The sequence below is a fragment of the Sorangiineae bacterium MSr11954 genome (genome assembly GCA_037157815.1).
Classification (GTDB): Bacteria; Myxococcota_A; Polyangia; order Polyangiales; family Polyangiaceae; genus Pendulispora; species Pendulispora albinea.
Map to the genome: position 1 here is coordinate 4401829 of CP089984.1, position 20317 is coordinate 4422145.

The following is a 20317-nucleotide window of genomic DNA, read 5'->3' on the forward strand; positions in this document are numbered from 1 at the left end:
TGAGGCTCGAGCGATGGACCTTGCCCGAGGCCACGCCCAACCCATTCATCTTTCGAGCTCGCGAGCTTGACCAGCCCGACCCGCTTGATCCGCTCGACGTGCTCGAACGAAGCGCCCGAAGGCGCTTTAGGCTCGAGGTGGGCGGTAGACGGATCGCGGGGGTGGCGAGCGCGGAATATCCGCCTCGTAGGGCGTTATCGTTCCGCGGCTCAAGGTGGGAAGCCGATCCATCGCCATGGCTTCCGTCCTTGGTACCACCGGCACACCGGCATGGGTGCAATGGCAGGTCGGACAGCCCGTGGGGCAATCGCAGCCACCGCGCTCGTCGCCGCCGCAGTCGCCGCACAAGTCGGGGGTTACTTCACCCTGGACCATTCCAACCACGAGCGGCACCACCCCGGAGAGCGGCACCGTTCCGACCACCACCAGCACCCGCGCCACCGCAAAAAACAACGCGATCCCCCATCGGGACAATCGTTGCGCGCGGTAGCTGCGGCCCATGCGGATCACGGTCTCGTGGGAAACCTAGCACGCCCGCCGATCTTCGGTACCGCGGACCATCGAAATACCGTGTCCCGCCCGGTCGAGCGATGCACGGCATTCGAACCGACCGGTGCTCTCCGAGCCACCGCCCACGGCGGAACACCGCACGATCGCCGGCGACGACGCGACCGAGCCGTGCCGCCGGAGTCCACGCAGAACCTCGAGCAAACGAAGATCGATACGATGCCTGCACATACCTGCCGCGCAGGGTAGCCTCATCGAACGTGCCATGACGGGTTCGAGCGAGGCCGATCGTCGAAGCGAGGGGTGGATTCTTCGAGGATCCTTCGACGATGTGCTGTTGGTTCGACCCGGCCACGAAGGGGATCGCGCCTCGTGGACGCGCGAGCGGCCGGCGCCCTGGGATATCGAGCGATGGCTGGAGGATCCGTTCGCGCGTTCGACCTTGCTCGACGTGTACGAGGCCCTTACCGGGCGTTCACAGTGCGGCGGGGCGGGCCTTTCGGTACCGTATGCCGGGGCCGGCGATCCCGCGATCGACGGCGCGGTCGTCCGCGCGATCGTGGACGCCCTCGACATGGGCGAGCTGGTCGCGCGGATCGCACCTGCGCCGAGCTTGTTCGCGCGCCATGTCGAACCGGAGCCGCCGCCGCCCCGCCCCGTCCCCACGGAGGATTGGATCGTGATCCGGCTCGTGGGCGAGGATCGGCGCCCGATCGCCGGGCAAACGTACCGGGTTACGCTCCCGGGTGGCGCCATCATCGAGGGTGTCCTCGGGTCGAACGGCGAAGCGCGCATCGACGGAATTGCTTCGGGCCACTGCAAGGTCGAATTTCCCGATCTCCATCCGAACGAATGGGCCCCCGGCACATCGCAATAGTCGTTGTCGACTCGCACTTCGCGGCGCCCCGGGCGCTACGGGCGTCGCCGCAGCTCCCGAAGATCGAGTGCTCGGGGGTTGCCCGTTCCGCGTTGGACGTCCCATACGCCGAACACGTCCCGGTCCGTCTCGGTTATTAAGTTTGGACCGATGAACAAGATGGATATCACCGCGCCGAGATCTTCCGGCGAGCGAATTTCGTGCACCAACTTACCGTCCTTCAGGTCGAAGATTCGAACCAGCCCGGCCCGATCCAGAACCACGAAGCGCCCCTGTTCCGGCGCCCAAAGCACGCGCAGGGTCGGATTGGGGCACGCAAGGATCGCGATGCGCTTACCCGAGCGCAAATCCCATAAGAACAATCGAACGACGTGCTCCGGCTCGGTTCCCTGGGAGAGCGCGCGGTCGCCGCCGGGCGAGAGGATCTCGTAGGGCTGCGTCCAACCGCGCACGTACTTTTCGTGCGTGAAAGGGAGATGGAGGACGGTTTTTCCCGTGGCCGCCTCGTGGACATCCACGTCGCCTCGGCCATCGTTCGTGGGCGCAAGGAGGTATTTGCCATCGGGTCCCCAGTCGACGCTTTCCGCGAGCGGCGGCCCCAAGACGATGGCTCTTCCCGTTTCCGAATTCACGAGCTCCGAAGGGCGATGTCCCAGCCAATCGACGCTCAAGAGCTTACCCCGCGGCTGCCAAAGGACCCGATGAACCCCATGAAGTGGAAACGTCGATTCCATGGGCTCCGCGTCTCGCGTACGGAGGACATGCAGGTCATGATTCGAAATCATGGCGATGGCCTCGCAGTCGCGCCGCACGCCCCAGTCGGAGAGCGGTGCCGTCTCTCCCGCCGGATTCGAGAAGCGTCGAACGAACCGCGGCGGCTCACTCTCCCATTCTTCGATGGCCGATGGTGTGCGAAGGAAGACCTCTCTTCGTCCGCTCCCGATCCCTGGCTTCACCTCCCGCTCGCAGTACCGCACGCCCTCGATCGTTCCGGAGGTCGGTCCGATTTCTCCGCGTCGATTCCCGTCGACCGACCAAAGTGGCATGACGTCGTCGTGCGGTTCGCCGATGAAGCCGGCCGTCCCGAGCGGGGTCGGAAAATCGGCCCACTCGTCCGCGAGCGCCGAAGTCGCCGTCACCCTTCCCGATGCGGGCTCCCATAGCCACACGTGATCCTCGCCGGTCCCCACCAGGACGATTCGCTCGTTGTAGGTGAGGATCCCATGCCGCCGGCCGCGATGATGGCCTGCATCGTCCGCCGCGGGCGAGGCTACGGAGGAGACAGCCGGCGCCGCGGCATCGGTGGAAGCTCGTCGCCCGTCGTTGCGCGATGGATGGCATGCGCACGAGCACGCGGCGATGGTGCAAATAGCCCACGCCCGGCGGGCTCGATGCACGGCACCGCCTCGGTGCTCAGGGATCATCGTGGCGCGTGACCTGGTGCATGAAGTTTGGTGGCCATATTTCGAAGCCCGCGTCCTTGGCGTCGGCCCCGCCCGGGAGAACCGTGAAGCGTGGCTCGGTCCGGGTGCCCGCCGTTGCCAGTGCCGTCCAGCTCGCGTTGATGAGCTGGATCTTCTCGTTGTTCTCGTCGCGCAGCGGCCTCCCATCGGGGCCGGGGACATCGTCCAGTTCTTTGACTTCCACGACCCCGGACACGTCGGCTTCCCACGCAATATGCGCGTAGACCACGACCGAATGCGGTGCATCCTTGCTGATCGCGGCGAGCGCCGTGCGAAACTTCATGCTCCCATCGATCCTGCGAATGCTGGCATCCTTGTGTCCCGGATGCTTCAGGGGGAACGACAAGGTCCTTGGTGAGTCGAAAAATTGCACGACGAACTCGTTGCCCCAGCGCTCGATCGTGATGGCATTCGTATTCGTCGCCTTCGGAAAATGCTGGAGCGGATCATCGACGTCCCGGTCGTCGGTATCGACCACCGGGACCTTGGGCAGATGCTCCCGCGATTGCTTCGTCACGAGCGCGTCGTTCACGTAAGTCGCCGTTACATCGGTTCCCGTGCCGTTGCTGAGCATGTTCAACGCGACGGAATCGATGCCCAGCCGATGGTCAAACGAGATACCGCCCCCGACGAGCCGGACATCGAGCATCGATGCCCAACCATGGTTGGGCGCGGCGCCGCTCACGACCTGGATTGCCCCGGAACCAAGTCGAGAGGCGGACCCCGAATACCCGCTCCCCGGATTCGCGTGTATCTTGCTGCGCGGCCTGAGCACCTGCACAGCGACGAAAACGACATTCCACACGATGGGCGGCGACCCATCGGTACCCGTTGCCTGCACCGAAAAGGTACCTTGCTGCGTCGTCTTCAGCACGGCTTTGCGCCCGCCGTCGATGGGATCGAGCGCCGGTGGCGAGGCCGTATTGTCATTCGCCATGACCGACCAGGTGACGGGCTGGTTCGCCTTGTCCGTCTCCGCCTCGAGAAGCACGTTGATCATTCCCAGCAGCAGGACGACGGGCGGATTGGCCCTCAAATCGGCGCTCGTCGACGCGCTGCTCGCGAGCTGCTGGAACCCCGGAACCGCGGTCACCGCGCTGCCGTCCGCGTGACCCGTCACGGGGGCGAACCCCAGGATCTTCGTCACCTTGACCTTGGAGGTCAGGACGAATTCGTGCTTTTGCCCCGTCGGCACGGTCACGGTTTTTGGGTCGCCCATGCGTGCCCCACGGTATCATTGCGCTCGCCGCCCGAGGTGGGCGGTCCCGCGGCTCAGGTCGAGGACCGCAGCTTTCCGAGCCACGGTCCGCGGTAGAACACCACCACGTTGCCCGAGATCACCAGCAGGAGCCCCAGCAGCGACGCGGGCGTCCACACATAGCCCTCCGCGCGGGCGGAGATGTTGAGCGCCACGATGGGAAAGAGCACCGCGCAATACGCCGCGCGCTCGGCGCCCAGGCGGCCCACCAGGGTGAGGTACGTGTGGAACGCGACGATCGAGCCGAAGAGGGTCAGGTACACCAAGGTGCCCACATAGACGGGCGATGCATCGAAGCGAAGCCGCTGGCGGCTGGCCAGCGCGTAGAGCGATATGACCACCGCGCCCACCAGCATGCCCCATGGATTGGTCTGCGCGGGGGTCTGACCTTTTTGCTGCAAGAGGCTCGACGCCGAATTCCCTACGGAGAAGCAATAGGTGCCCGCGAAGGCCAGGCCCATGCCCCAAAACGTCTCCGTTCGCCAGAGGTTCTTCGACACCTCGGTGCCGAACAACACCAGGAGCCCGGCCACGCCCAAGGCGCTCCCCGCGAGCACGCGCGGCGCCAGGGGTGTGCGCCGAAAGAGGCGGGCGTTGAAGGCGTTCCACAAGGGGGCGGTGGAGAAGCACACGGCCACCAGACCGCTCGCGATCCATCGGCTCGCGTTCAGCATGCACACGAAGTTGAGGCAGAAGAGACACAAGCCCTGCACGGCCACCAGCGGCCAGAGCGCGCGCGGGGGCAGCTCCAGGCGGCGGTGGCGCACGAAGCTCCAAGCGAGCAGCACGGCAGCGGCCAGCCAGAAACGGTAGGCGATGGACCAGGCGATGGGGACCACGCCCAGCTGCAGCTTCAGCGCAAACCAGGTGGTGCCCCAGATCAGCACGGTCGTAACGTAAAGCAATGCCGTGGACATAACGGAAATCTGCCGCGGCGCGCGCGCCCGGGGTGGCAGGAACTTGCGCATTTGTAGGTGGCGGGCGCGCGCGGCACGCGGGCAGCTCGATTAGAATGAGCGCCATGGATGCCCCGCTGGCCAACCGCTTTCCCCTGTTTGCCGATTTGCTGCGCTCACGCGCGACACCGCTGCGATCCACCGCGGTGGGGCGAGACGGCACGTGGTTGGTGCATTGGCACAACGCCGATACGGAGACCGTCTATTCGCACCCCGGGCACCACACGCTCTCCTGCTACCTGCGTGGAGGCCACGGCGTGCGCTGCGTCCAGGCGCCCGAAGCCCGCGGCGAGCCGGGGGTCATGTGCAGCATACCGCCCGAGCACGAGTCCAAGTGGTATGTTCGAGGCTCGCTCGAGCTGCTCCACGTGTACTTGCCGCGGCTGTCGCTCGAGCAGGCGGCGGAGCGTTGGTTCGACTTGGATCCCCGCGCCGCCGAGCTCGTGGATCGGGTCCTCTTTCACGACGCGCAGCTGGCCAGTTCGTGCGCCCGATTGGCGGCCGAAGACTGGACGCACCCCGATGCCCCGCTGCGGCTGCAGCACCTGGTGCTGGAGGTGCAAGCCCGCCTCCTGACCCAGCACGCCGAACGCCGTCGCGCGCCGCTGCCCACCTTGCGCGGCGGTCTGTCCCCGGCCGCGCGCCGCCGCGTGCTGGAGTGGATCGAGACCGCGCTCTCCGAGGGCGGCGCGTCGCTCGATCTCGCCGACTTGGCCCAGATCGCGTGCCTGTCCGAGTTCCACTTTGCGCGCATGTTCAAGGCGAGCTTTGGCATGAGCCCCCACGTGTGGATCATGCAGCGCCGCTTGCACCGGGCGCGCGCGCTGCTGCACGAAGGTCGCTTGAGCTTCGAGGCTGTCGCACATCGCTGTGGCTATGCGCACCTGCAGCATCTCAACGCGGCCTTGCGCCGCGCCGGGTTTGGCTCGGCCTCGCGCTACCGCGCAAGCGTGGGCGCCCGTCGAGCTTGATGAGCCACCCTGCGCGAACCGCAGGGGATGGCGTATGACGCGTCGCTTCCAATCCAATGATGGCACAAGGTTGTTGGATTGACTCCCGCCGTCCCGTACTATGGGCGAGACATCGGATGTTTTGGCCGATGGCCCGTATTTCAGGGAATGACAACGTTATCGGGACGAAGGGAGCGACCGCGATGAAGCAAGGAATCGTGCTGGGGTTGTCGGCCGTTTGCGTACTCGCGGGATGCAAATCGGGTAAGGAGACCGATTCGGCGCCCGCGGCTGCTACCGGTGACAAGAACGTCGCGGCGGTCGCGGAGGCCAAGCCCAAATCGGGAAAGCGCACCATCGCCTATATTCAAAAGCAGGGGGATCAACAGTACTTCGTCGATCAGGCGGCGGGGGCCCGGGAGGCGGCGGCGAAGCTCGGGGTCGAGGTGAAGGTCTCGAACGTGGCGCTCGACTCCAATCTGGCCGTGAGCACGCTCGAGACGATGATCGCGCAAAACGTCGATGGAATCGCGGTCGTGGTGCCCGATCAGCGGATTGGCCCGCAGGTGATCGATCGGGCCAAGCAAGCCGGCATTCCGCTGGTGGCCTCCGACGATGGCATCAGCGACGCCGCAGGCAACGCGGCGCCGTTCGTGGGCTTCGACGGTGGGGCCATGGGGCGCGAGGTCGGCCTCAAGGCGGGGGCGCTCTACAAGGCGAGCGGCTGGAAAGCGGCCGATACGCGCATCATCAGCTCCTCCAAGCAGGATCTCAGCGTCTGTCAGGACCGGGTCAACGGCGCGAAGAAGGCCTTCATCGAGGCCTCGGGCGAGTCGGGGGTGAAGGTGGTGGATCTCGGCACCGACAACACGCCCATCGATGCACAAAACCGCACGGCGGCGCTCATCACGGCCAACCGAGGGGTCAAGCACTGGGTGGTGTGGGGCTGTAACGACGAGAACGTGAGCGGGGTGGTCACCGCGCTCGCCAACGCCAATGTCGAGGCGAAGGACGTCATCGGCGTCGGCCTGGGCGCATACCTGGCGTGCAAGGATTGGAAGGCGGGCAAGCAGACCGGCATGAAGGCGGCCCTCTTCATCGACGGACGCGATGTGGGCGCCGCGGCCGTGCGCGTGCTCTCGGAGTCGATTCAAAACAAGACGCCGCTCCCTGCCAAGACCATCGCCGAGACCCATATGGTCGACGCGACGAACTGGCAAAACGCCGGGGTCAAGTGTGAGTAGCCGCGTGATGCCATGAACGACGCAGCCACGACCGCGCTCACCCTCGAGGGCGTGAGCAAGGGATTTTCTGGCGTCCAGGCGCTCTCCGGGGTGACCCTCGCGTGCCGCGCCGGCGAGGTGCTCGCGCTCATGGGCGAGAACGGGGCCGGCAAGTCGACATTGCTCAAAGTGCTGAGCGGCGACCACCAGCCCGATGCAGGCCGCATCCTCGTGGAGGGCACGCCGCGCGTCTTCCGTACGCCCGCGGAGGCCCACCGCGCCGGCGTGCGGGTCATCTATCAAGAGCCCGAGATCATCCCGCACGTCTCCGTGGCCGAGAACGTGTACGTGGGCGCGCTGCCGCATCGCTTTCATTGGTTCGATCGCCGCGGGCTCCTCCGGCGCTTTCACGAGGACCTCGAGCGCTTCGGCTTCTCGGGCATGCTCGACCCCGAGCTGCGCGGGAACCAGCTGTCGGCCGCGCATCGGCAGCTGGTGGAGATCCTGCGCGCGCTGGTGGGCGACGTGCGCATCCTCGCCTTCGACGAGCCCACGTCGTCCTTGGCCGAGGGGGAGACCGACGTCCTCTTTGCGCTCATCGAGCGGCTGCGCGCGAGCGGGGTGGCCATCATCTACGTCTCGCACCGCATGCAGGAGATCTTCCGCATCGCCGACCGGGTGGCGGTGCTGCGCGACGGCCGCTACGTGGGCGATCGCCCGGTGCGCGCGGGGCGCGGAGAGCCCGCGGAGCTCACCGAGGACGAGGTGGTGCGGATGATGGTCGGGCGCGATCTCTCGGCCATGTACGTGCGGGAGCCGCACGCGCCCGGGCACGTCGTGCTCTCGCTCGATCGGGTGACCAACGCCGACGTCCACGGCGTCAGCTTCGAGGTGCGCGCCGGCGAGATCGTGGGGTTGGCCGGCTTGGTGGGCGCCGGCCGCACCGAGCTGGCGCGCGCCATCTTCGGCGATGTGCCCATCGACTCCGGCCGCATCCTCTGGGGCGGCGACGATCCTCCGCCCGGCGGCGATGCTCCACCCGGCGGCGCGCGCCCTCTTCGCGAGCTGCATTTGCAGAGCCCGCGCGACGCGATCCGGGCGGGCATCGGCCTGGCGCCCGAGGAGCGAAAGACGGAGGCGCTCCTGATGAAGCGCTCCGTGCGCGACAACACCTCCTTGGCGGTGCTCGATCAGCTGCGCCGATTTCGGTTCATCCGCGGCGACCTCGAGCGCGATCTGGTGCGTGAGTACGCGAGCAAGCTGCGCGTGCGTACGCCCTCGCTCGAGCGCGAGGTGCGCACCTTGTCGGGCGGTAACCAGCAGAAGGTGGTCCTCGCGCGGTGGCTCGCCCGCCGGCCCAAGCTGCTCATCTTGGACGAGCCCACCCGCGGGGTCGACGTGGGGGTCAAAGCCGAAATCTACGCCATCATCGCGGAGCTGGCGCGCGAGGGCATCGCCGTCTTGGTCATCTCCTCCGATCTGCCGGAGGTGATCGGCCTCTCCGATCGCATCGTGGTGATGCACTGCGGCCGGGTGACCGGCGAAGTGCATCGCTCGGAGGCCACCGAGGAACGTATCATGGCCCTCGCGATGGCCGACTACCTCAAGGTCCCCGCGGCCTCCGTGTCCGCGCGGGCGCAACAAGAAGGTGCATCGTGAGCCTAGCTGCCGCCAAATCCATGCCGATTCGCGACGAACGCTCCCTGCCGCGCCGGGTGCTCGACGCCGTGGGCGCGCAGAACCTCAGCCTGCTCATGGCGCTCGCGGTGGTGGTGACCATCATCGGCGTGCAAGACGCGAACTTCTTCTCGCCGCGCAACATGGTGGCCATCGGCACCACGGTGGCCATCGCCGGGCTGCTCGCGTCGGTGCAGACGGTGGTGGTCATCCTGGGGGCGCTCGATATCTCGGTGGGCTCCATCACCGGGCTGACGTCGGTGGCCTGTGCCATGGTGTTCACCTCCACCCGCAGCGCGTCGCTCGGCGTGGTGGCCGCGCTGGTCATCGGCCTTTGCTGCGGCTTGGTCAACGGCGCCACCATCGTCTACGGGCGGGTAAACCCGGTCATCGCGACCCTGGCCACCCTCGCCACCTTCAAGGGCCTGGCGCAGCTCGTCTCCGGCGGCCGCGCGCAAGGCTACACGGGCGGCGACGACGTCTTCATCTTCCTCGCGCGCGGCAGCTTCGCCGGCATCCCCACGTTGATCTGGGTGCTGGTGGCCATCGCCGCCGCCCTCCACGTGCTGCTCAAGTACACGGATATCGGGCGAAACGTCTACGCGGTGGGCGGCAACGACACCGCCGCGCGCCTGGCCGGTATTGCCATCAACAAATACGTGATTGGCGCATATGCGCTCTCGGGCGCCATCGCGGGGATCGCCGGCGTGCTCTTGACCGCCCGCACGGGCTCGGGGCAACCCGTCTCCGGGAGCGAAGGTCTGGAGCTGGAGTCCATCACCGCCGCGGCGCTCGGCGGGTGCGATTTGCGGGGAGGGAAGGGCGCCGTACCCAGCACCTTGCTGGCCGTTCTTTTGCTCGGCGTTCTGAGCAATGGGATGACCGTGCTCGGTGTGAATCCCTTCTGGCAAAACGTGGCAAAAGGGACTTTGCTGGCGGTCGCCGTCATCATCCAACAAAAGCGCAGCGGCGAGCGCGCGGTCGGTCTTCCGCGCTAGCATTGCGATAACCACGAAGGTCCGATCTCATGCGATTGTTCGTTACGGGTGGCGCGGGGTACATCGGGAGCGTGGTGGCGGCGAAGCTCCTCGAGGCGGGCCATCGGGTCACGGTCTTCGATGATCTCTCGACCGGTCACCGCGAGCTCGTCCCCCGAGGCGCCCGCTTCGTGCAGGGGGATCTCCTCGACCGCGCAGCCCTCTGGAGCGCCCTGTCGGAGGGCTTCGACGCCATCTTGCACTTTGCCGCCAAGTCGCTCGTGGGCGAGTCGGCCGAGAAACCCATCTTCTACTTCGGGACCAACATCGGCGGCGCCGTCCATCTCCTGGACGCCATGCGCGAGGCATCCATCGCGACCATCGTCTTTTCGTCGACGGCCGCGGTTTATGGCGAGCCCGAGTCGGTTCCCATCCCCGAAGAGGCGGCGGCGCGCCCCGGAAACCCCTACGGCGCCTCGAAGCTCGCGATCGATCAGCTGCTCGGCTTTGCCGCGCGCGCCCACGGATCGACGGCGGTGAGCTTGCGCTACTTCAATGTCGGGGGAGCCTACGGCGCACAAGGCGAGCGCCATATGCCCGAGACGCATTTGATCCCGCGGGTGCTCCTGGCCGCGAGCCGCGACGAGGCCATCGACGTCTATGGCACGGACTACGAGACCCCCGATGGAACCGCCATTCGCGACTACGTGCACGTGGCCGATCTCGCCGACGCACACCTCCTCGCGCTCGAGGGCGGCAAGCCCGGGGAGCACCGCATCTACAACCTAGGAAACGGCGAGGGCTTCTCCGTGCGCGAGGTGCTGGCCGTGGCGCGGCGGGTCACGAAGAAGCCGATACCGGAGAACCCGCGCCCGCGGCGGGCCGGCGATCCCGCCCGCCTGGTGGCCGCCAGCGAAAAGGCGCGCCGCGAGCTCGGTTGGAGGCCGCGGCGCTCGGAGCTCGAGCGCATCGTGAGGGACGCGTGGGCCTTCATGACGAACGGGGTTGCGCGATGAGCGGGCCGTCGAACGCGGAGCTCCTCGAAACGCTGCGCGCGGAGCTTCAGGCCCTGACCGGGCACGCGCCGGAGGGCTTCTGGCGCGCGCCCGGGCGGGTCAATTTGATCGGCGAGCACACCGACTACAACGACGGTTACGTCTTTCCGCTGGCCATCGACCGGCACGTGGTCATCGCCGCATCGCCGCGCCGCGACGGCATTCTTCGGGTGCGCTCCGTCGAGAAGCGCGAAACCGTGGAGGTGCCGCTCGCCGATCTGAGACCGGGTCCCACGTGGAGAGGCGCCTGGGCGGCCTATGTGGCCGGCACGGCGTGGGCGCTCATCGAGGCGGGGCACGCCATCGGCGGGGCGGATCTGGTCATCGGCAGCACGCTCCCGGCGGGGGCCGGCCTCTCGTCGAGCGCCGCGCTGGAGTGCGGAACCGCGCGCGCCCTGCTCGATCTCCACGGCGCCGCGATGCCGGACTTGGCCCTCGCGCGAGCTGCACAGCGGGCGGAGAACGTCTTCGTGGGCATGCCGTGCGGCTTGATGGACCAACTCTCGTCGACCTTCGGCCTCCGGGGCCATGTGCTCTTCATCGACGTGCGCGCGCTCCACGTCGCGCCGCACCCCTTCGACCTCGAGGCGGCGGGTCTTTCGTTGTTGGTCATCGATACCCGCGCCCACCACGCGCTGGTCGACGGCGGCTACGCCGATCGGCGCGCGGCCTGCGAGCGCTCGGCGACCAAGCTGGGCGTGCCCGCGCTGCGCGACGTGTCCCTCGCCCAGCTTCCGCGCGCCCTCGAGACCTTGGCGGACCCGCTCCTCGCGCGGCGCACGCGCCACATCGTCACCGAGAACGACCGCGTCGTGCGGGTGGCCGATCTCCTCCGCGAGGGCCGCGTGGCCGAAATCGGCCCGCTGCTCGACGCGTCGCACGTCTCGCTCCGCGACGATTTCCAAATCTCGTGCGCAGAGCTCGACCTGGCCGTCGAAACGGCGCGAGCCTCGGGCGCGCTGGGGGCGCGGATGACGGGCGGTGGCTTCGGTGGATCGGCCATCGCCCTCGTTCCCGAGGAGAAGGCGGCCGCGCTCGAAGAGGCCACCCTCCGCGCCTTCGCCGCGCGCGGTTTCACCCGTCCCTGGATCTTCCGAGCCGTTGCCGCCGACGGCGTACACCGAGTCCACCCGTGACCATCCCCACGAACAAGACCCGCACGGTTCTCTCCGACGGCCGCGAGCTCATTTACTTCGACGATCGGCCGGGCATCCCACGAACCGCCCCCGATCTCCGCAACCTCGCGCCGCACCGTCCGCAGTCGGAAATCCGCTACGATCCCGTCCTCGACGACTGGGTCATCGTGGCGGCCCACCGCCAAACGCGCACCAATCTCCCTGCCGCCAGCGAGTGCCCGCTCTGCCCCACCCGCGGCGCCTCCCTCTCCGAAATCCCGGCGGACGACTACCACGTCGTCACCTTCGAAAATCGCTTTCCATCCTTGGGAGGGGCCTACGAGGGGCGAGGGGACATCGCGGGCGGGGGCGTGCGGGGTGCCCCGGGTGGTCTCGCGGACGACGGCGCGCCATCCGCCGCCTTTCAGCCCATCGAGCCAGGCGTGGGTCGGTGCGAGGTCGTCTGCTTTACGAGCGATCACACCTCGTCCTTCGTTCGTCTCTCCCCGGAGCGACTGCACACGGTCGCGGCGGCCTGGGTGGACCGCACCCTTCACCTCTCCCAGGTCCCCGGCGTGGAGCAAGTCTTCATCTTCGAGAACCGAGGCGCCGAAATCGGCGCCACCCTCGATCATCCCCACGGCCAAATCTACGGCTACCCCTTCGTCACCTCGCGCACCTCCCGGGCCCTGGCATCGGCCGCGCGCTGGCGTGATGGTCACGGCAGCACCAGCTGCCTCTTTTGCGCCATCATCGCCGACGAACGCGAAAAACGCCTCCGCATCGTCGAAGAGACGCCCTCCTTCATCGCCTTCGTCCCCGCCGCCCCTCGTTTCCCCTACGAGCTCCACGTCTACCCGCGCCGCCACGTCCCCGACTTGCCGTCGCTCACCGCCCCCGAGCTCACCGAGCTCATGTCCCTCCAAGTCGATCTCCTCCGCCGCTACGAGCGCCTCTTCGACAAGCCGATCCCCTACATGGCTTGCTGGCACCAAGCCCCCGTCCGCGTCGGTCGCGACTTGAGCCACCTCTCGCTTCAACTCATGAGCCCCCAGCGCGCGCCCAACGTCCTCAAATTCTTCGCCTCCAGCGAATCCGGCATGCACGCCTACACCATGGACGTCCTCCCGGAGACGATTGCCGCTCGCTTTCGCGACGTAAAATAAACACCGGCCCTCACCACGAGAGCTCGCCCGGCGTCGGATATCGACTCCCAACGCGTTCGCGCGGATGAGAGGTCGTCGGGACCGCGCTCATGGAACGACGGTCCAGACGACATTGTCATGGCGAAACCGCCATGTGAACGTGGTCTTCTTCTTTTCTGAGCAGTTCCACGTCGTCGACGAGTAGCCGAAATGTTTGCGTGTGCCACTGAACATGCAACGAGATGTTGACCCATTGGCCTCCTGCTTCACGAGCCGCAACGACACGCGCTTCGCCATTCTCGAGGAGCGCATTGCACGCGGTGAGGCCGACGGCGATGGATGCGATGGTGAGGCCCTCGGCAAGTCGAAGGCGCGACTTCTGTGTAGAACGCATCGATTTCGTACCCTTTGGCTCCGTATATGTCATGTGCGTCGATCTCGATATCGGAGTCTGCGGGCAGCACCTCGCTTGTGTATTTCGGGTGCTCGCGATGGATGGCACCGCATCCTTCGGTCAGGCGCGCTTGGCGACGAGGGCACAATATTCATGCGTCACCGGGACCTCCCCGCCGCGTCTGCGCTCGTCGTCCACGGCGATGGCGAGCTCGCGGATGATCCGATCGGCCATGGCCGGGTCGAGGGCGTCGATAAAGCCGGCCGCCGCTCCCGATTTGACCACGTACTCTGCCACGTCCACACCGCGCATGCACGGCACGGACACCGCACCGTCCCAAGAGTCGATCGCGACGAGCCCTCGCTTGCACAAGGTTCGGACGAGGTGCGACGCGTCTTTCGGGAGATCGATGGCGATGTTCTTGACGATGGCGTCTGGATTTCGAACGAGTACCCTTCGAAAGAGATCGGACACCTTTTTGAGCGACGTGCTTTTGTTCTCGATGATCCCCAAAAAGCCGTTGGGGCGCAGGATGCGCTGCACCTCGATGCAAAACTCGGCGTGATCCAGGTAGCAGATCCCCCAGCCGCAGACGATTCCATTCAGGGACTCGGCGCGGGTCACGCGCAGCACGCCCATCGCGTCGGACTGGACGAAGCGAATGTTCTCGAGGGCGCGCGCCTGGGCGCCGCGACGATTGCGCTCGAGCATTCCGCCCGAGATGTCGACCGCCGTGAGCCGCCCATGCGGACCAATGGCCGCCGCCAGGCGATGGGAGAAGAAGCCGGTTCCGCAGGCCAAATCGAGAATTTTGTCCCCCTGGCGAACCGGGAGCTTGTCCAGGAGGACCTGCGCGCTCGGCCCGAGGTATTTCGAATAGTACTCGTCGTAGGTGGCGGCGGCCTTATCGTAATCGCTCGTGGGATCGGAGTTCTTGCGCTGAAGCTTGAAAGCTACCGTGCGACACGCAAGCTTGAGCGCGTTTAGGGGCATCATCATGGAGCTACTCCTTTGCTCCGTAAGCGGGCCAGCGCCTCGCCCGTGGCGTCGACGGTATGACGAATCTGTTCGATCGTGTGATCCGCGGCGATGAAGAAGCGGAGGCGCGCGGAGTCCTTCGCCACCGCCGGATAGACAATCGGCTGCACGTTGATCCCCTTCTCCGCGAGCGCATCCGCGAGCTTCACCGCGATCACGGAGTCACCGGTGATCACTGGGACGATCGCGGTGTCCAAGGAGATGCCGGTGTCGAGCCCGCGCGCCTTCGCGAGCTCCAAGAAAAGGCGGCCGCGCTCATGCAACGTGTGGACCCGCTCCGGTTGGCGCACCAGGATGCGGAGCGCGGCGAGCGCCGCCGCCGTGGTGGCCGGCGGCATCCCCACCGAGAAGACGAAGGCGGGCGAGGTGTATTTCAAGTACCCGATGAGCTCCTTGTCTCCGGCGATGTATCCGCCGCAGCTCCCCAGCGCTTTGCTCAACGTCCCCATCCAGAGATCAACGTCGGCCCGATCGACCGCGAAGTGCTCACCGATCCCTCGACCCCGCTCTCCGAGAACGCCCAGAGAGTGTGCCTCGTCGACCATGAGAAATGCGTTGTACCGCTTCTTCAACTCGATGAAGCGGGGCAGATCGGCGATATCGCCGTCCACGCTGTAGACCCCCTCGAGCACGATGAGGGCGTGACGGTACGTGCCGCGATGGGCGTCGATGAGACGGTTTGCCTCGCGCGCGTCGTTGTGGGGAAATGCGATGCGTTGCGCGCCGGACAGCTTGCAGCCTTCGATGACGCTGTTATGAATGAAGCTGTCATGAAAAATGATATCTCGATGGTCGAAGAGATGGCCGATGGTACCGACGTTCGTCGCGTGTCCACTGACGTGGAGCAGGCAGTCCGGAACCCCTAGAAACTCGGACAATTCACGCTCGAGGTCCTGGTGGAGCGCGATCTCGCCGGAGGCAACGCGGCTCGCGGAGACGGACGTACCGAAGCGATCGATCGCACTTTTGGCGTAGGCCGATGTCTCTGGATCGCCGGAGAGCGCGAGATAATTGTAACTTGCAAAATTGATGAGCTCTCGCCCTTCGATCACCGTGGTGTTATTGCTCGCCCCCTCGTGCACCAGGAAATAGGGGAGGGTAAGCCCCGACCGGGAGAGCTGCTCTTGCACATGTTTGAGGTGCAGATACTTCGGCTCCGTGCGGAGCGCGGAGGCTATCGACGCATTTTTATGCACGGGGGTGGTCATGGCCTCTCCAATTGAGTCGTTGACGACGGCGGTGGCCGCCGCCGACTTCCATATGTCTTGCATGCGTAACTCCTACGTGTAATGAATTTGCTAGTACCATTCGTGACTGCCCCAGACGTGGCAGTCGTATCGGACGATGCGCGCTCCTTTCAGGGCGCCATCCAGGCCCTATTCAAGCCGATAATCGAGCCACGCTTGGCACGGCTACGCGCTCCTGCCCCCGGCAGACGTTGCGTCAATGAAGGCTTCGATCGCTTTGACCGAGCGGAAATTCTCCGGCGTTAGCTCGACCTCGTCCTCCGCGAGCCCAAAGGATTCTTCCAGCCAGCTGAACACCTTGAGCAGTCCAAGGCTATCGATGACACCGCCGGCAAGCAGATCGTAGTCGGCCGCGAGCTCGCGGGCTGGGAGGTCGGGGAGGAACTCCTCCACGATGAACTGGGTGATGCGTTCAACGTTCTGGGTGCGCGCCGTCTGGGTCTCGGAGGCAATGCGCCGCCGGTCGATCTGGCCGGTGGTGCTCCTCGGGAGTGGTTCGTCGACCAGCTGGATCGTCGACGGCATCGCGGATCCGGGCAGCCGGTCGGCGCAGTACTGTCGGAGCTCCACGCCGTTCAGGGTCGATTGAGGTTTGCGGCGGACAATCGCATGCAGAAGGTGTCCGGCCATTGCATCGGGGAGCGCGATCACGACGGCCTCCGCCACCTGACCGTGTTCCCCGAGCGCGGCCTCGACCACCTGCGTGTCGACCCGGGTCCCCCGGACCTTCACGACGAAGTCGTTTCGACTTTCGCGGGTGAGCGTCCCGTCCCGATCACGCCGGATGATGTCGCCGCTGCGGAAGAACCGCGCTGGGCCGCCGTCGATGGGGTGCGGCGCGAACTTCTCAGCCTCGTCTCCACCGAGGTAGTTACGGGCTTGAAAAGGCGTCGACACGTAGATCTCGCCGACGCCCGCGCCCGTGACGATCCGGGCGTCCTCGTCGACCAGCAGATAATCGACACCGGGCAGCGGCTCACCCAATGGGACGGACACGTGTCGAGGCGCCTCGGGGGCGAGCTCGTACAGGAAGCTCGCGTTGGTCTCCGTGCACCCATACACGTTGTAATATCGTGCACGCGGAAAGAGTCGGCCCAGCTCGTCCAGGCAGCGGGCGGGCATCGCGTCCCCGGTAAACAGCACCCGCTCGACGCTCTCGAAACGCTGGCCGCCACCTGCCGTGGCGTCGGCGAGCAGCTGGTACAGCATGGGCACGGCCTGCACGAGGTGCACCTCGGAGGACTTGAGGAGCTCGACGAGGTGGCGCGGCTGGGTGGCCTTGACCGGATCGACCAGGACGGCGCAGCCGCCGAAGCGCAGCGTGGTCCAGATATCGAGCAGGCAAAGGTGGAAGTGGAGCGGGGCGTAGTTGAGCACGCGCGTCTGGGGACCGATCGCGAAACGGGCGCCGGCCCAGGACGTGAACCGGTCGATCGCCTCTCCCGTGATCGGTACAATCTTCGGCACCCCGGCCAAACACGATGTGGTGAGCATGAACGAGACGGCATCGGAAGCCCTCGTCTCCGCGAGGGCTGGCCCGGTGAACGTGGTCAGTTCGGGGGTGAGGACGTGACGGCAGCCACCCCGCGAAAACAGTGTGCGCAGTGTCGTCTCGCCCAGATCGGGAGACGGAAGCAGGAACCGGCGGCGGGCCAGAAGGCAGCCGAGAATCAACGCGATGGATTCAGGTGATTTGGGGGCCAGTACCCCGATGGGGGCCGTTGCAGGGATTTCCAGGTTTTCGATTCGGCGATGGACGTAACGTGCCAGCTCGTACAGCTGGCCGTACGTCGTTCTCCTTCCATGCCAGGTCAGCGCGGGTTTATCGGGCCGCTGGATCGCATGCTCGATAAAAGAATCCAATAATGTATCCGTTGCCATCGATTCTCCTCGTGTGCATGCCGGTTTCTCGTGTAGGCCGGTGCAGTAATGCCAAACCTGCACCAGCAGACCCTTATCCGTGTGAATGCGAAGCTACGAGCATCATGCTCCGCCTCACCGTCTCACCATTTCGAGAGACAGGGGGAGCTGGCGAAGGTCGCGCAAAAGAATCAAAGAAGGCTTGATAGACTGATGTGTAGCTCGCTGCGTACCAGCGCCAGAGCGCTCTCCAGCCGCGAGCGCGAACAACGCAGTCGCTCCATCAGCAGCTCACGGGTCATGGTGACGAGACGCTCGCGCGCCTGCAGCAGCCAGCGCGACGCCGTCGCGCGGTGTACATGGTAGTGGCTGCCGAGATCGTCGATGGTCCACCCGTCGATAAAGGACTGCCGCAAGAGGAGTCGTTCCCGGGGGGTCAGGCGGGCTGCAGCGTCTCGCAACGCGCGATCGAACTCCGCGCGATAGAGCGTGCGAAAATAGGCGAGCTCCAGATCATCGGGCGCCGGAAAGCGTTCCCAAGACCTGTCGGACATAGGGAGCCCGCGCTCGGGCCGGTCCACGAGATTCAGCGCCGTGCGCACGGCCACCACGCGAAGCCAGCGTCGCAGCGCGCCGCGTCCCCGGTATTCGGCGAGCTTGGGCCCAGCGCCTTCGCTGCCAACCAGGATACGCTGCCGCACTTCTTGCTTTAACCCCAGTGCTCACCTGGGTCGATCAAGCGTCTTGCTCTTTGGCTCGAGGCATGATCTGGTCGCGGCATGGCGGAAGCGCACCCTCTTGAATTGAGAGCCAGGGTCGTCGAGGCGTACGAAGCTGGCGACGGAAGCTATGCGGTAATTGCCGCTCGATTTCGTATCGGTGAGGCGAGCGTCAAGCGGTGGGTTCGTCGAGGGCGTCGTGGCGTGCCGCTCGGCGCCGACCCGAAGCGAGGCGGAACGCCGTCCCCGATCGGCCAGGGCGACGTTGATGCGCTTGTTGCGAAGCTGCGCGATGCGACCGCTAACGAGATTACGGCGGAGTTCAATCGGCTTCGCCCGCGGGGCGCGCGAGTTCATGTGTCCAGCATGAAGCGCGCGCTGCATCGGTATGGGTACGTCATCAAAAAAAACGCCGACGGCCGTTGGAGTGTCAGCGACCCGACGTCATAGCCAAGCGCCGCTCCTTCCGACGGAGGATCCTCCGGATTCCCGTGGAAAAGCTGGTTTTTCTCGACGAATCGGGCCTAAACCTGGCCATGAGTCGGAGCCACGCCTGGGTGAAGCGAGGTCGCGAATTCATCGATCGCATTCCTATGAACTGGGGCACGAACCTCACACTTCTTGGGGCGATGCGCCTATCGGGATGGGTCGTCCTCAGCACGATGTTCAAAACGGCCAACCGTCCCCGCTTCCTGGCTTGGCTGAAACGCAAGCTGCTCCCTCGACTGTACCCCGGAGACGTCCTGGTGATGGACAACCTCCCCGCCCACCGCGACCCGCGTGTCGTAGCCGCCTGCAAGGCGCGCGGCGTTCGTGTCGTCTACTTGCCCCCATACTCGCCCGACCTCAATCCAATTGAATCCGGCTGGGCCCTCCAAAAGCAATACGTGCGACGCCACGCTCCCCGCCACCCCAAAGCGCTTCGGCTCATCGCCAGACGAGCGCGCTTTCGAGTCACCGAGACGCACGCGAGCAACTGGTTCGTTCACGCCGGTTATCGGGCTCCACTCAGGTGATCTCTGGGGTTAGATCCTCGAACGTGTGCACCGCATGATGAATCCGCCGCAGCGGACCATCGACCTGCGATAGGTAATTGGTTTCTAGCAGCGATAGTGCCGTTCGTTCGCCGGTGATGCACGCATAGGCGAGAAACAAATCCTCACAGTTCAGCTCTTCCAGTGCTTGCCGCACATCGACCACTCCGTCCAATCGTTCGGCGACATACTGGATGTAGCTTTCGTCATCGATGTCCAGAAGTGGCCAAGGCGCGCGCGAACGCTGAACGAACGCGCGCAGAAGTGAAAGCAACTTATCGACCGATGTCCAAGCGGCACGCCGCTCAGGGGCGAGCGCCACCAAGAAAGGCTGCGCGAGGGAATCCGGAGCCATGGGTCGTCACCTCGTCCGTGAAGTATGATCGCTCCACCTAGGGAAGCAACCACGCAATGCGCGATACACGAGGATTTCGCGCCTTATTCGAAGGTAAGCTGGCCATTGCTTTGCAAGCTTTCATCGAGGCGCGTTTGGCCGAATGCGCCGCCTGCGAGAAGGCTCGCTTTGGGGTTGCGCTTGCACATCCTCTCTCGGTCGCGTTTTCTGTGCGGGTCGCGTTTCCGCGCGCGTGATGTATTTCAACTTCGATACGGGCGTCTTGCGTACGACAGATAATCTGGTCGCGGTGGGCGGTCCACCGAGAGCCGTCGAGACCGCGCTATTCCATGCGCAGAACGCTTGAACTCTCGCACACGCCCACGATGATCGATGATGAGCCTTGGTCAGCGTCCACAACCGCTCACAGGCCGCGAAGTATCCGCACCATTATGCAGTGTGATGAGTCGAGACTACTGCATATGTCT

Annotated in this window: 21 protein-coding genes; 12 read left to right on the forward strand and 9 right to left on the reverse strand. The window is 65.7% G+C overall.

Annotated elements, in window-relative coordinates; all coding sequences use genetic code 11:
* Nucleotides 1–126: 126 nt before the first annotated feature.
* Entirely contained in the window at nucleotides 127–510 is a 384-nt protein-coding gene (locus LZC94_17330; GenBank protein WXB18987.1) for a hypothetical protein, read from the reverse strand.
* A gap of 262 nt (nucleotides 511–772) precedes the next feature.
* Here LZC94_17330 and LZC94_17335 point away from each other — a divergent pair, with 262 nt between their 5' ends.
* Nucleotides 773–1384 carry a hypothetical protein gene (locus tag LZC94_17335; GenBank protein ID WXB18988.1) on the forward strand — a complete coding sequence of 204 codons (612 nt, stop codon included), beginning with the start codon at nucleotides 773–775 and terminating at the stop codon, nucleotides 1382–1384.
* Nucleotides 1385–1419: 35 nt separating this feature from the next.
* On the opposite strand, the gene LZC94_17340 is transcribed toward LZC94_17335, so the two are convergent.
* Both LZC94_17340 and LZC94_17345 read right to left on the reverse strand, forming a co-directional pair.
* Nucleotides 1420–2808, reverse strand: a complete 1389-nt coding sequence (locus LZC94_17340) for a WD40 repeat domain-containing protein (GenBank protein ID WXB18989.1) — start codon at nucleotides 2806–2808, stop codon at nucleotides 1420–1422.
* The gene (locus tag LZC94_17345; GenBank protein ID WXB18990.1) at nucleotides 2798–3721 is read right to left on the reverse strand and encodes a hypothetical protein; all 924 of its coding nucleotides are present in this window, start codon (nucleotides 3719–3721) and stop codon (nucleotides 2798–2800) included. The genes LZC94_17340 and LZC94_17345 overlap by 11 nt, the downstream gene beginning before the upstream one ends.
* Nucleotides 3722–3782: 61 nt before the next feature.
* On the opposite strand from LZC94_17345, the gene LZC94_17350 reads away from it, so the two are divergent.
* On the forward strand, nucleotides 3783–3959 hold the full coding sequence (locus LZC94_17350; protein WXB18991.1) for a hypothetical protein: 177 nt from the start codon (nucleotides 3783–3785) through the stop codon (nucleotides 3957–3959).
* Between the two features lie 160 nt (nucleotides 3960–4119).
* Here LZC94_17350 and LZC94_17355 read toward each other — a convergent pair whose 3' ends face one another.
* Complete coding sequence (locus tag LZC94_17355) at nucleotides 4120–5022, reverse strand: EamA family transporter (protein WXB18992.1); 903 nt, start codon at nucleotides 5020–5022, stop codon at nucleotides 4120–4122.
* Between the two features lie 104 nt (nucleotides 5023–5126).
* Here LZC94_17355 and LZC94_17360 point away from each other — a divergent pair, with 104 nt between their 5' ends.
* The 7 genes from LZC94_17360 to galT all read left to right on the forward strand — a co-directional run bounded on the left by LZC94_17360 (nucleotide 5127) and on the right by galT (nucleotide 13224).
* On the forward strand, nucleotides 5127–6032 hold the full coding sequence (locus tag LZC94_17360) for a helix-turn-helix transcriptional regulator (protein ID WXB18993.1): 906 nt from the start codon (nucleotides 5127–5129) through the stop codon (nucleotides 6030–6032).
* Between the two features lie 182 nt (nucleotides 6033–6214).
* Nucleotides 6215–7255, forward strand: coding sequence for a substrate-binding domain-containing protein (locus LZC94_17365; protein WXB18994.1), 1041 nt, complete (start codon nucleotides 6215–6217; stop codon nucleotides 7253–7255).
* 12 nt (nucleotides 7256–7267) lie between these two features.
* Nucleotides 7268–8893, forward strand: a complete 1626-nt coding sequence (locus LZC94_17370) for a sugar ABC transporter ATP-binding protein (protein ID WXB18995.1) — start codon at nucleotides 7268–7270, stop codon at nucleotides 8891–8893.
* On the forward strand, nucleotides 8890–9909 hold the full coding sequence (locus tag LZC94_17375) for an ABC transporter permease (protein WXB18996.1): 1020 nt from the start codon (nucleotides 8890–8892) through the stop codon (nucleotides 9907–9909). Before LZC94_17370 ends, LZC94_17375 begins: the two co-directional genes overlap by 4 nt.
* A gap of 29 nt (nucleotides 9910–9938) precedes the next feature.
* Nucleotides 9939–10904 (forward strand): UDP-glucose 4-epimerase GalE, encoded by a 966-nt coding sequence (gene galE / locus LZC94_17380; protein ID WXB18997.1) that lies wholly within the window; start codon nucleotides 9939–9941, stop codon nucleotides 10902–10904.
* On the forward strand, nucleotides 10901–12079 hold the full coding sequence (gene galK, locus LZC94_17385; protein WXB18998.1) for a galactokinase: 1179 nt from the start codon (nucleotides 10901–10903) through the stop codon (nucleotides 12077–12079). The genes galE and galK overlap by 4 nt, the downstream gene beginning before the upstream one ends.
* Nucleotides 12076–13224: a galactose-1-phosphate uridylyltransferase gene (gene galT, locus LZC94_17390; protein WXB18999.1), complete on the forward strand. Its 1149-nt coding sequence runs from the start codon at nucleotides 12076–12078 to the stop codon at nucleotides 13222–13224. Before galK ends, galT begins: the two co-directional genes overlap by 4 nt.
* Before the next feature lie 493 nt (nucleotides 13225–13717).
* On the opposite strand, the gene LZC94_17395 is transcribed toward galT, so the two are convergent.
* The 4 genes from LZC94_17395 to LZC94_17410 all read right to left on the reverse strand — a co-directional run bounded on the left by LZC94_17395 (nucleotide 13718) and on the right by LZC94_17410 (nucleotide 18443).
* A complete protein-coding gene (locus tag LZC94_17395) occupies nucleotides 13718–14596 on the reverse strand; it encodes a methyltransferase domain-containing protein (GenBank protein WXB19000.1) in 879 nt (292 codons plus the stop codon).
* Nucleotides 14593–15906 (reverse strand): aminotransferase class I/II-fold pyridoxal phosphate-dependent enzyme, encoded by a 1314-nt coding sequence (locus LZC94_17400; protein WXB19001.1) that lies wholly within the window; start codon nucleotides 15904–15906, stop codon nucleotides 14593–14595. Before LZC94_17400 ends, LZC94_17395 begins: the two co-directional genes overlap by 4 nt.
* 141 nt (nucleotides 15907–16047) lie before the next feature.
* A complete protein-coding gene (locus LZC94_17405; protein ID WXB19002.1) occupies nucleotides 16048–17763 on the reverse strand; it encodes an AMP-binding protein in 1716 nt (571 codons plus the stop codon).
* Between the two features lie 170 nt (nucleotides 17764–17933).
* Nucleotides 17934–18443: a sigma-70 family RNA polymerase sigma factor gene (locus tag LZC94_17410; GenBank protein WXB19003.1), complete on the reverse strand. Its 510-nt coding sequence runs from the start codon at nucleotides 18441–18443 to the stop codon at nucleotides 17934–17936.
* Between the two features lie 78 nt (nucleotides 18444–18521).
* Here LZC94_17410 and LZC94_17415 point away from each other — a divergent pair, with 78 nt between their 5' ends.
* Nucleotides 18522–18911: a helix-turn-helix domain-containing protein gene (locus tag LZC94_17415; protein WXB19004.1), complete on the forward strand. Its 390-nt coding sequence runs from the start codon at nucleotides 18522–18524 to the stop codon at nucleotides 18909–18911.
* A 41-nt stretch (nucleotides 18912–18952) separates the two neighbouring features.
* Nucleotides 18953–19477, forward strand: a complete 525-nt coding sequence (locus LZC94_17420) for a transposase (GenBank protein WXB19005.1) — start codon at nucleotides 18953–18955, stop codon at nucleotides 19475–19477.
* Here the strand turns inward: LZC94_17420 and LZC94_17425 are convergent.
* Nucleotides 19470–19850: a hypothetical protein gene (locus tag LZC94_17425; protein WXB19006.1), complete on the reverse strand. Its 381-nt coding sequence runs from the start codon at nucleotides 19848–19850 to the stop codon at nucleotides 19470–19472. The two genes, LZC94_17420 and LZC94_17425, sit on opposite strands and share 8 nt — an antisense overlap.
* A 56-nt stretch (nucleotides 19851–19906) precedes the next feature.
* Between LZC94_17425 and LZC94_17430 the strand changes: the two genes are divergently transcribed.
* A complete protein-coding gene (locus LZC94_17430; protein WXB19007.1) occupies nucleotides 19907–20086 on the forward strand; it encodes a hypothetical protein in 180 nt (59 codons plus the stop codon).
* Nucleotides 20087–20317: the final 231 nt, after the last annotated feature.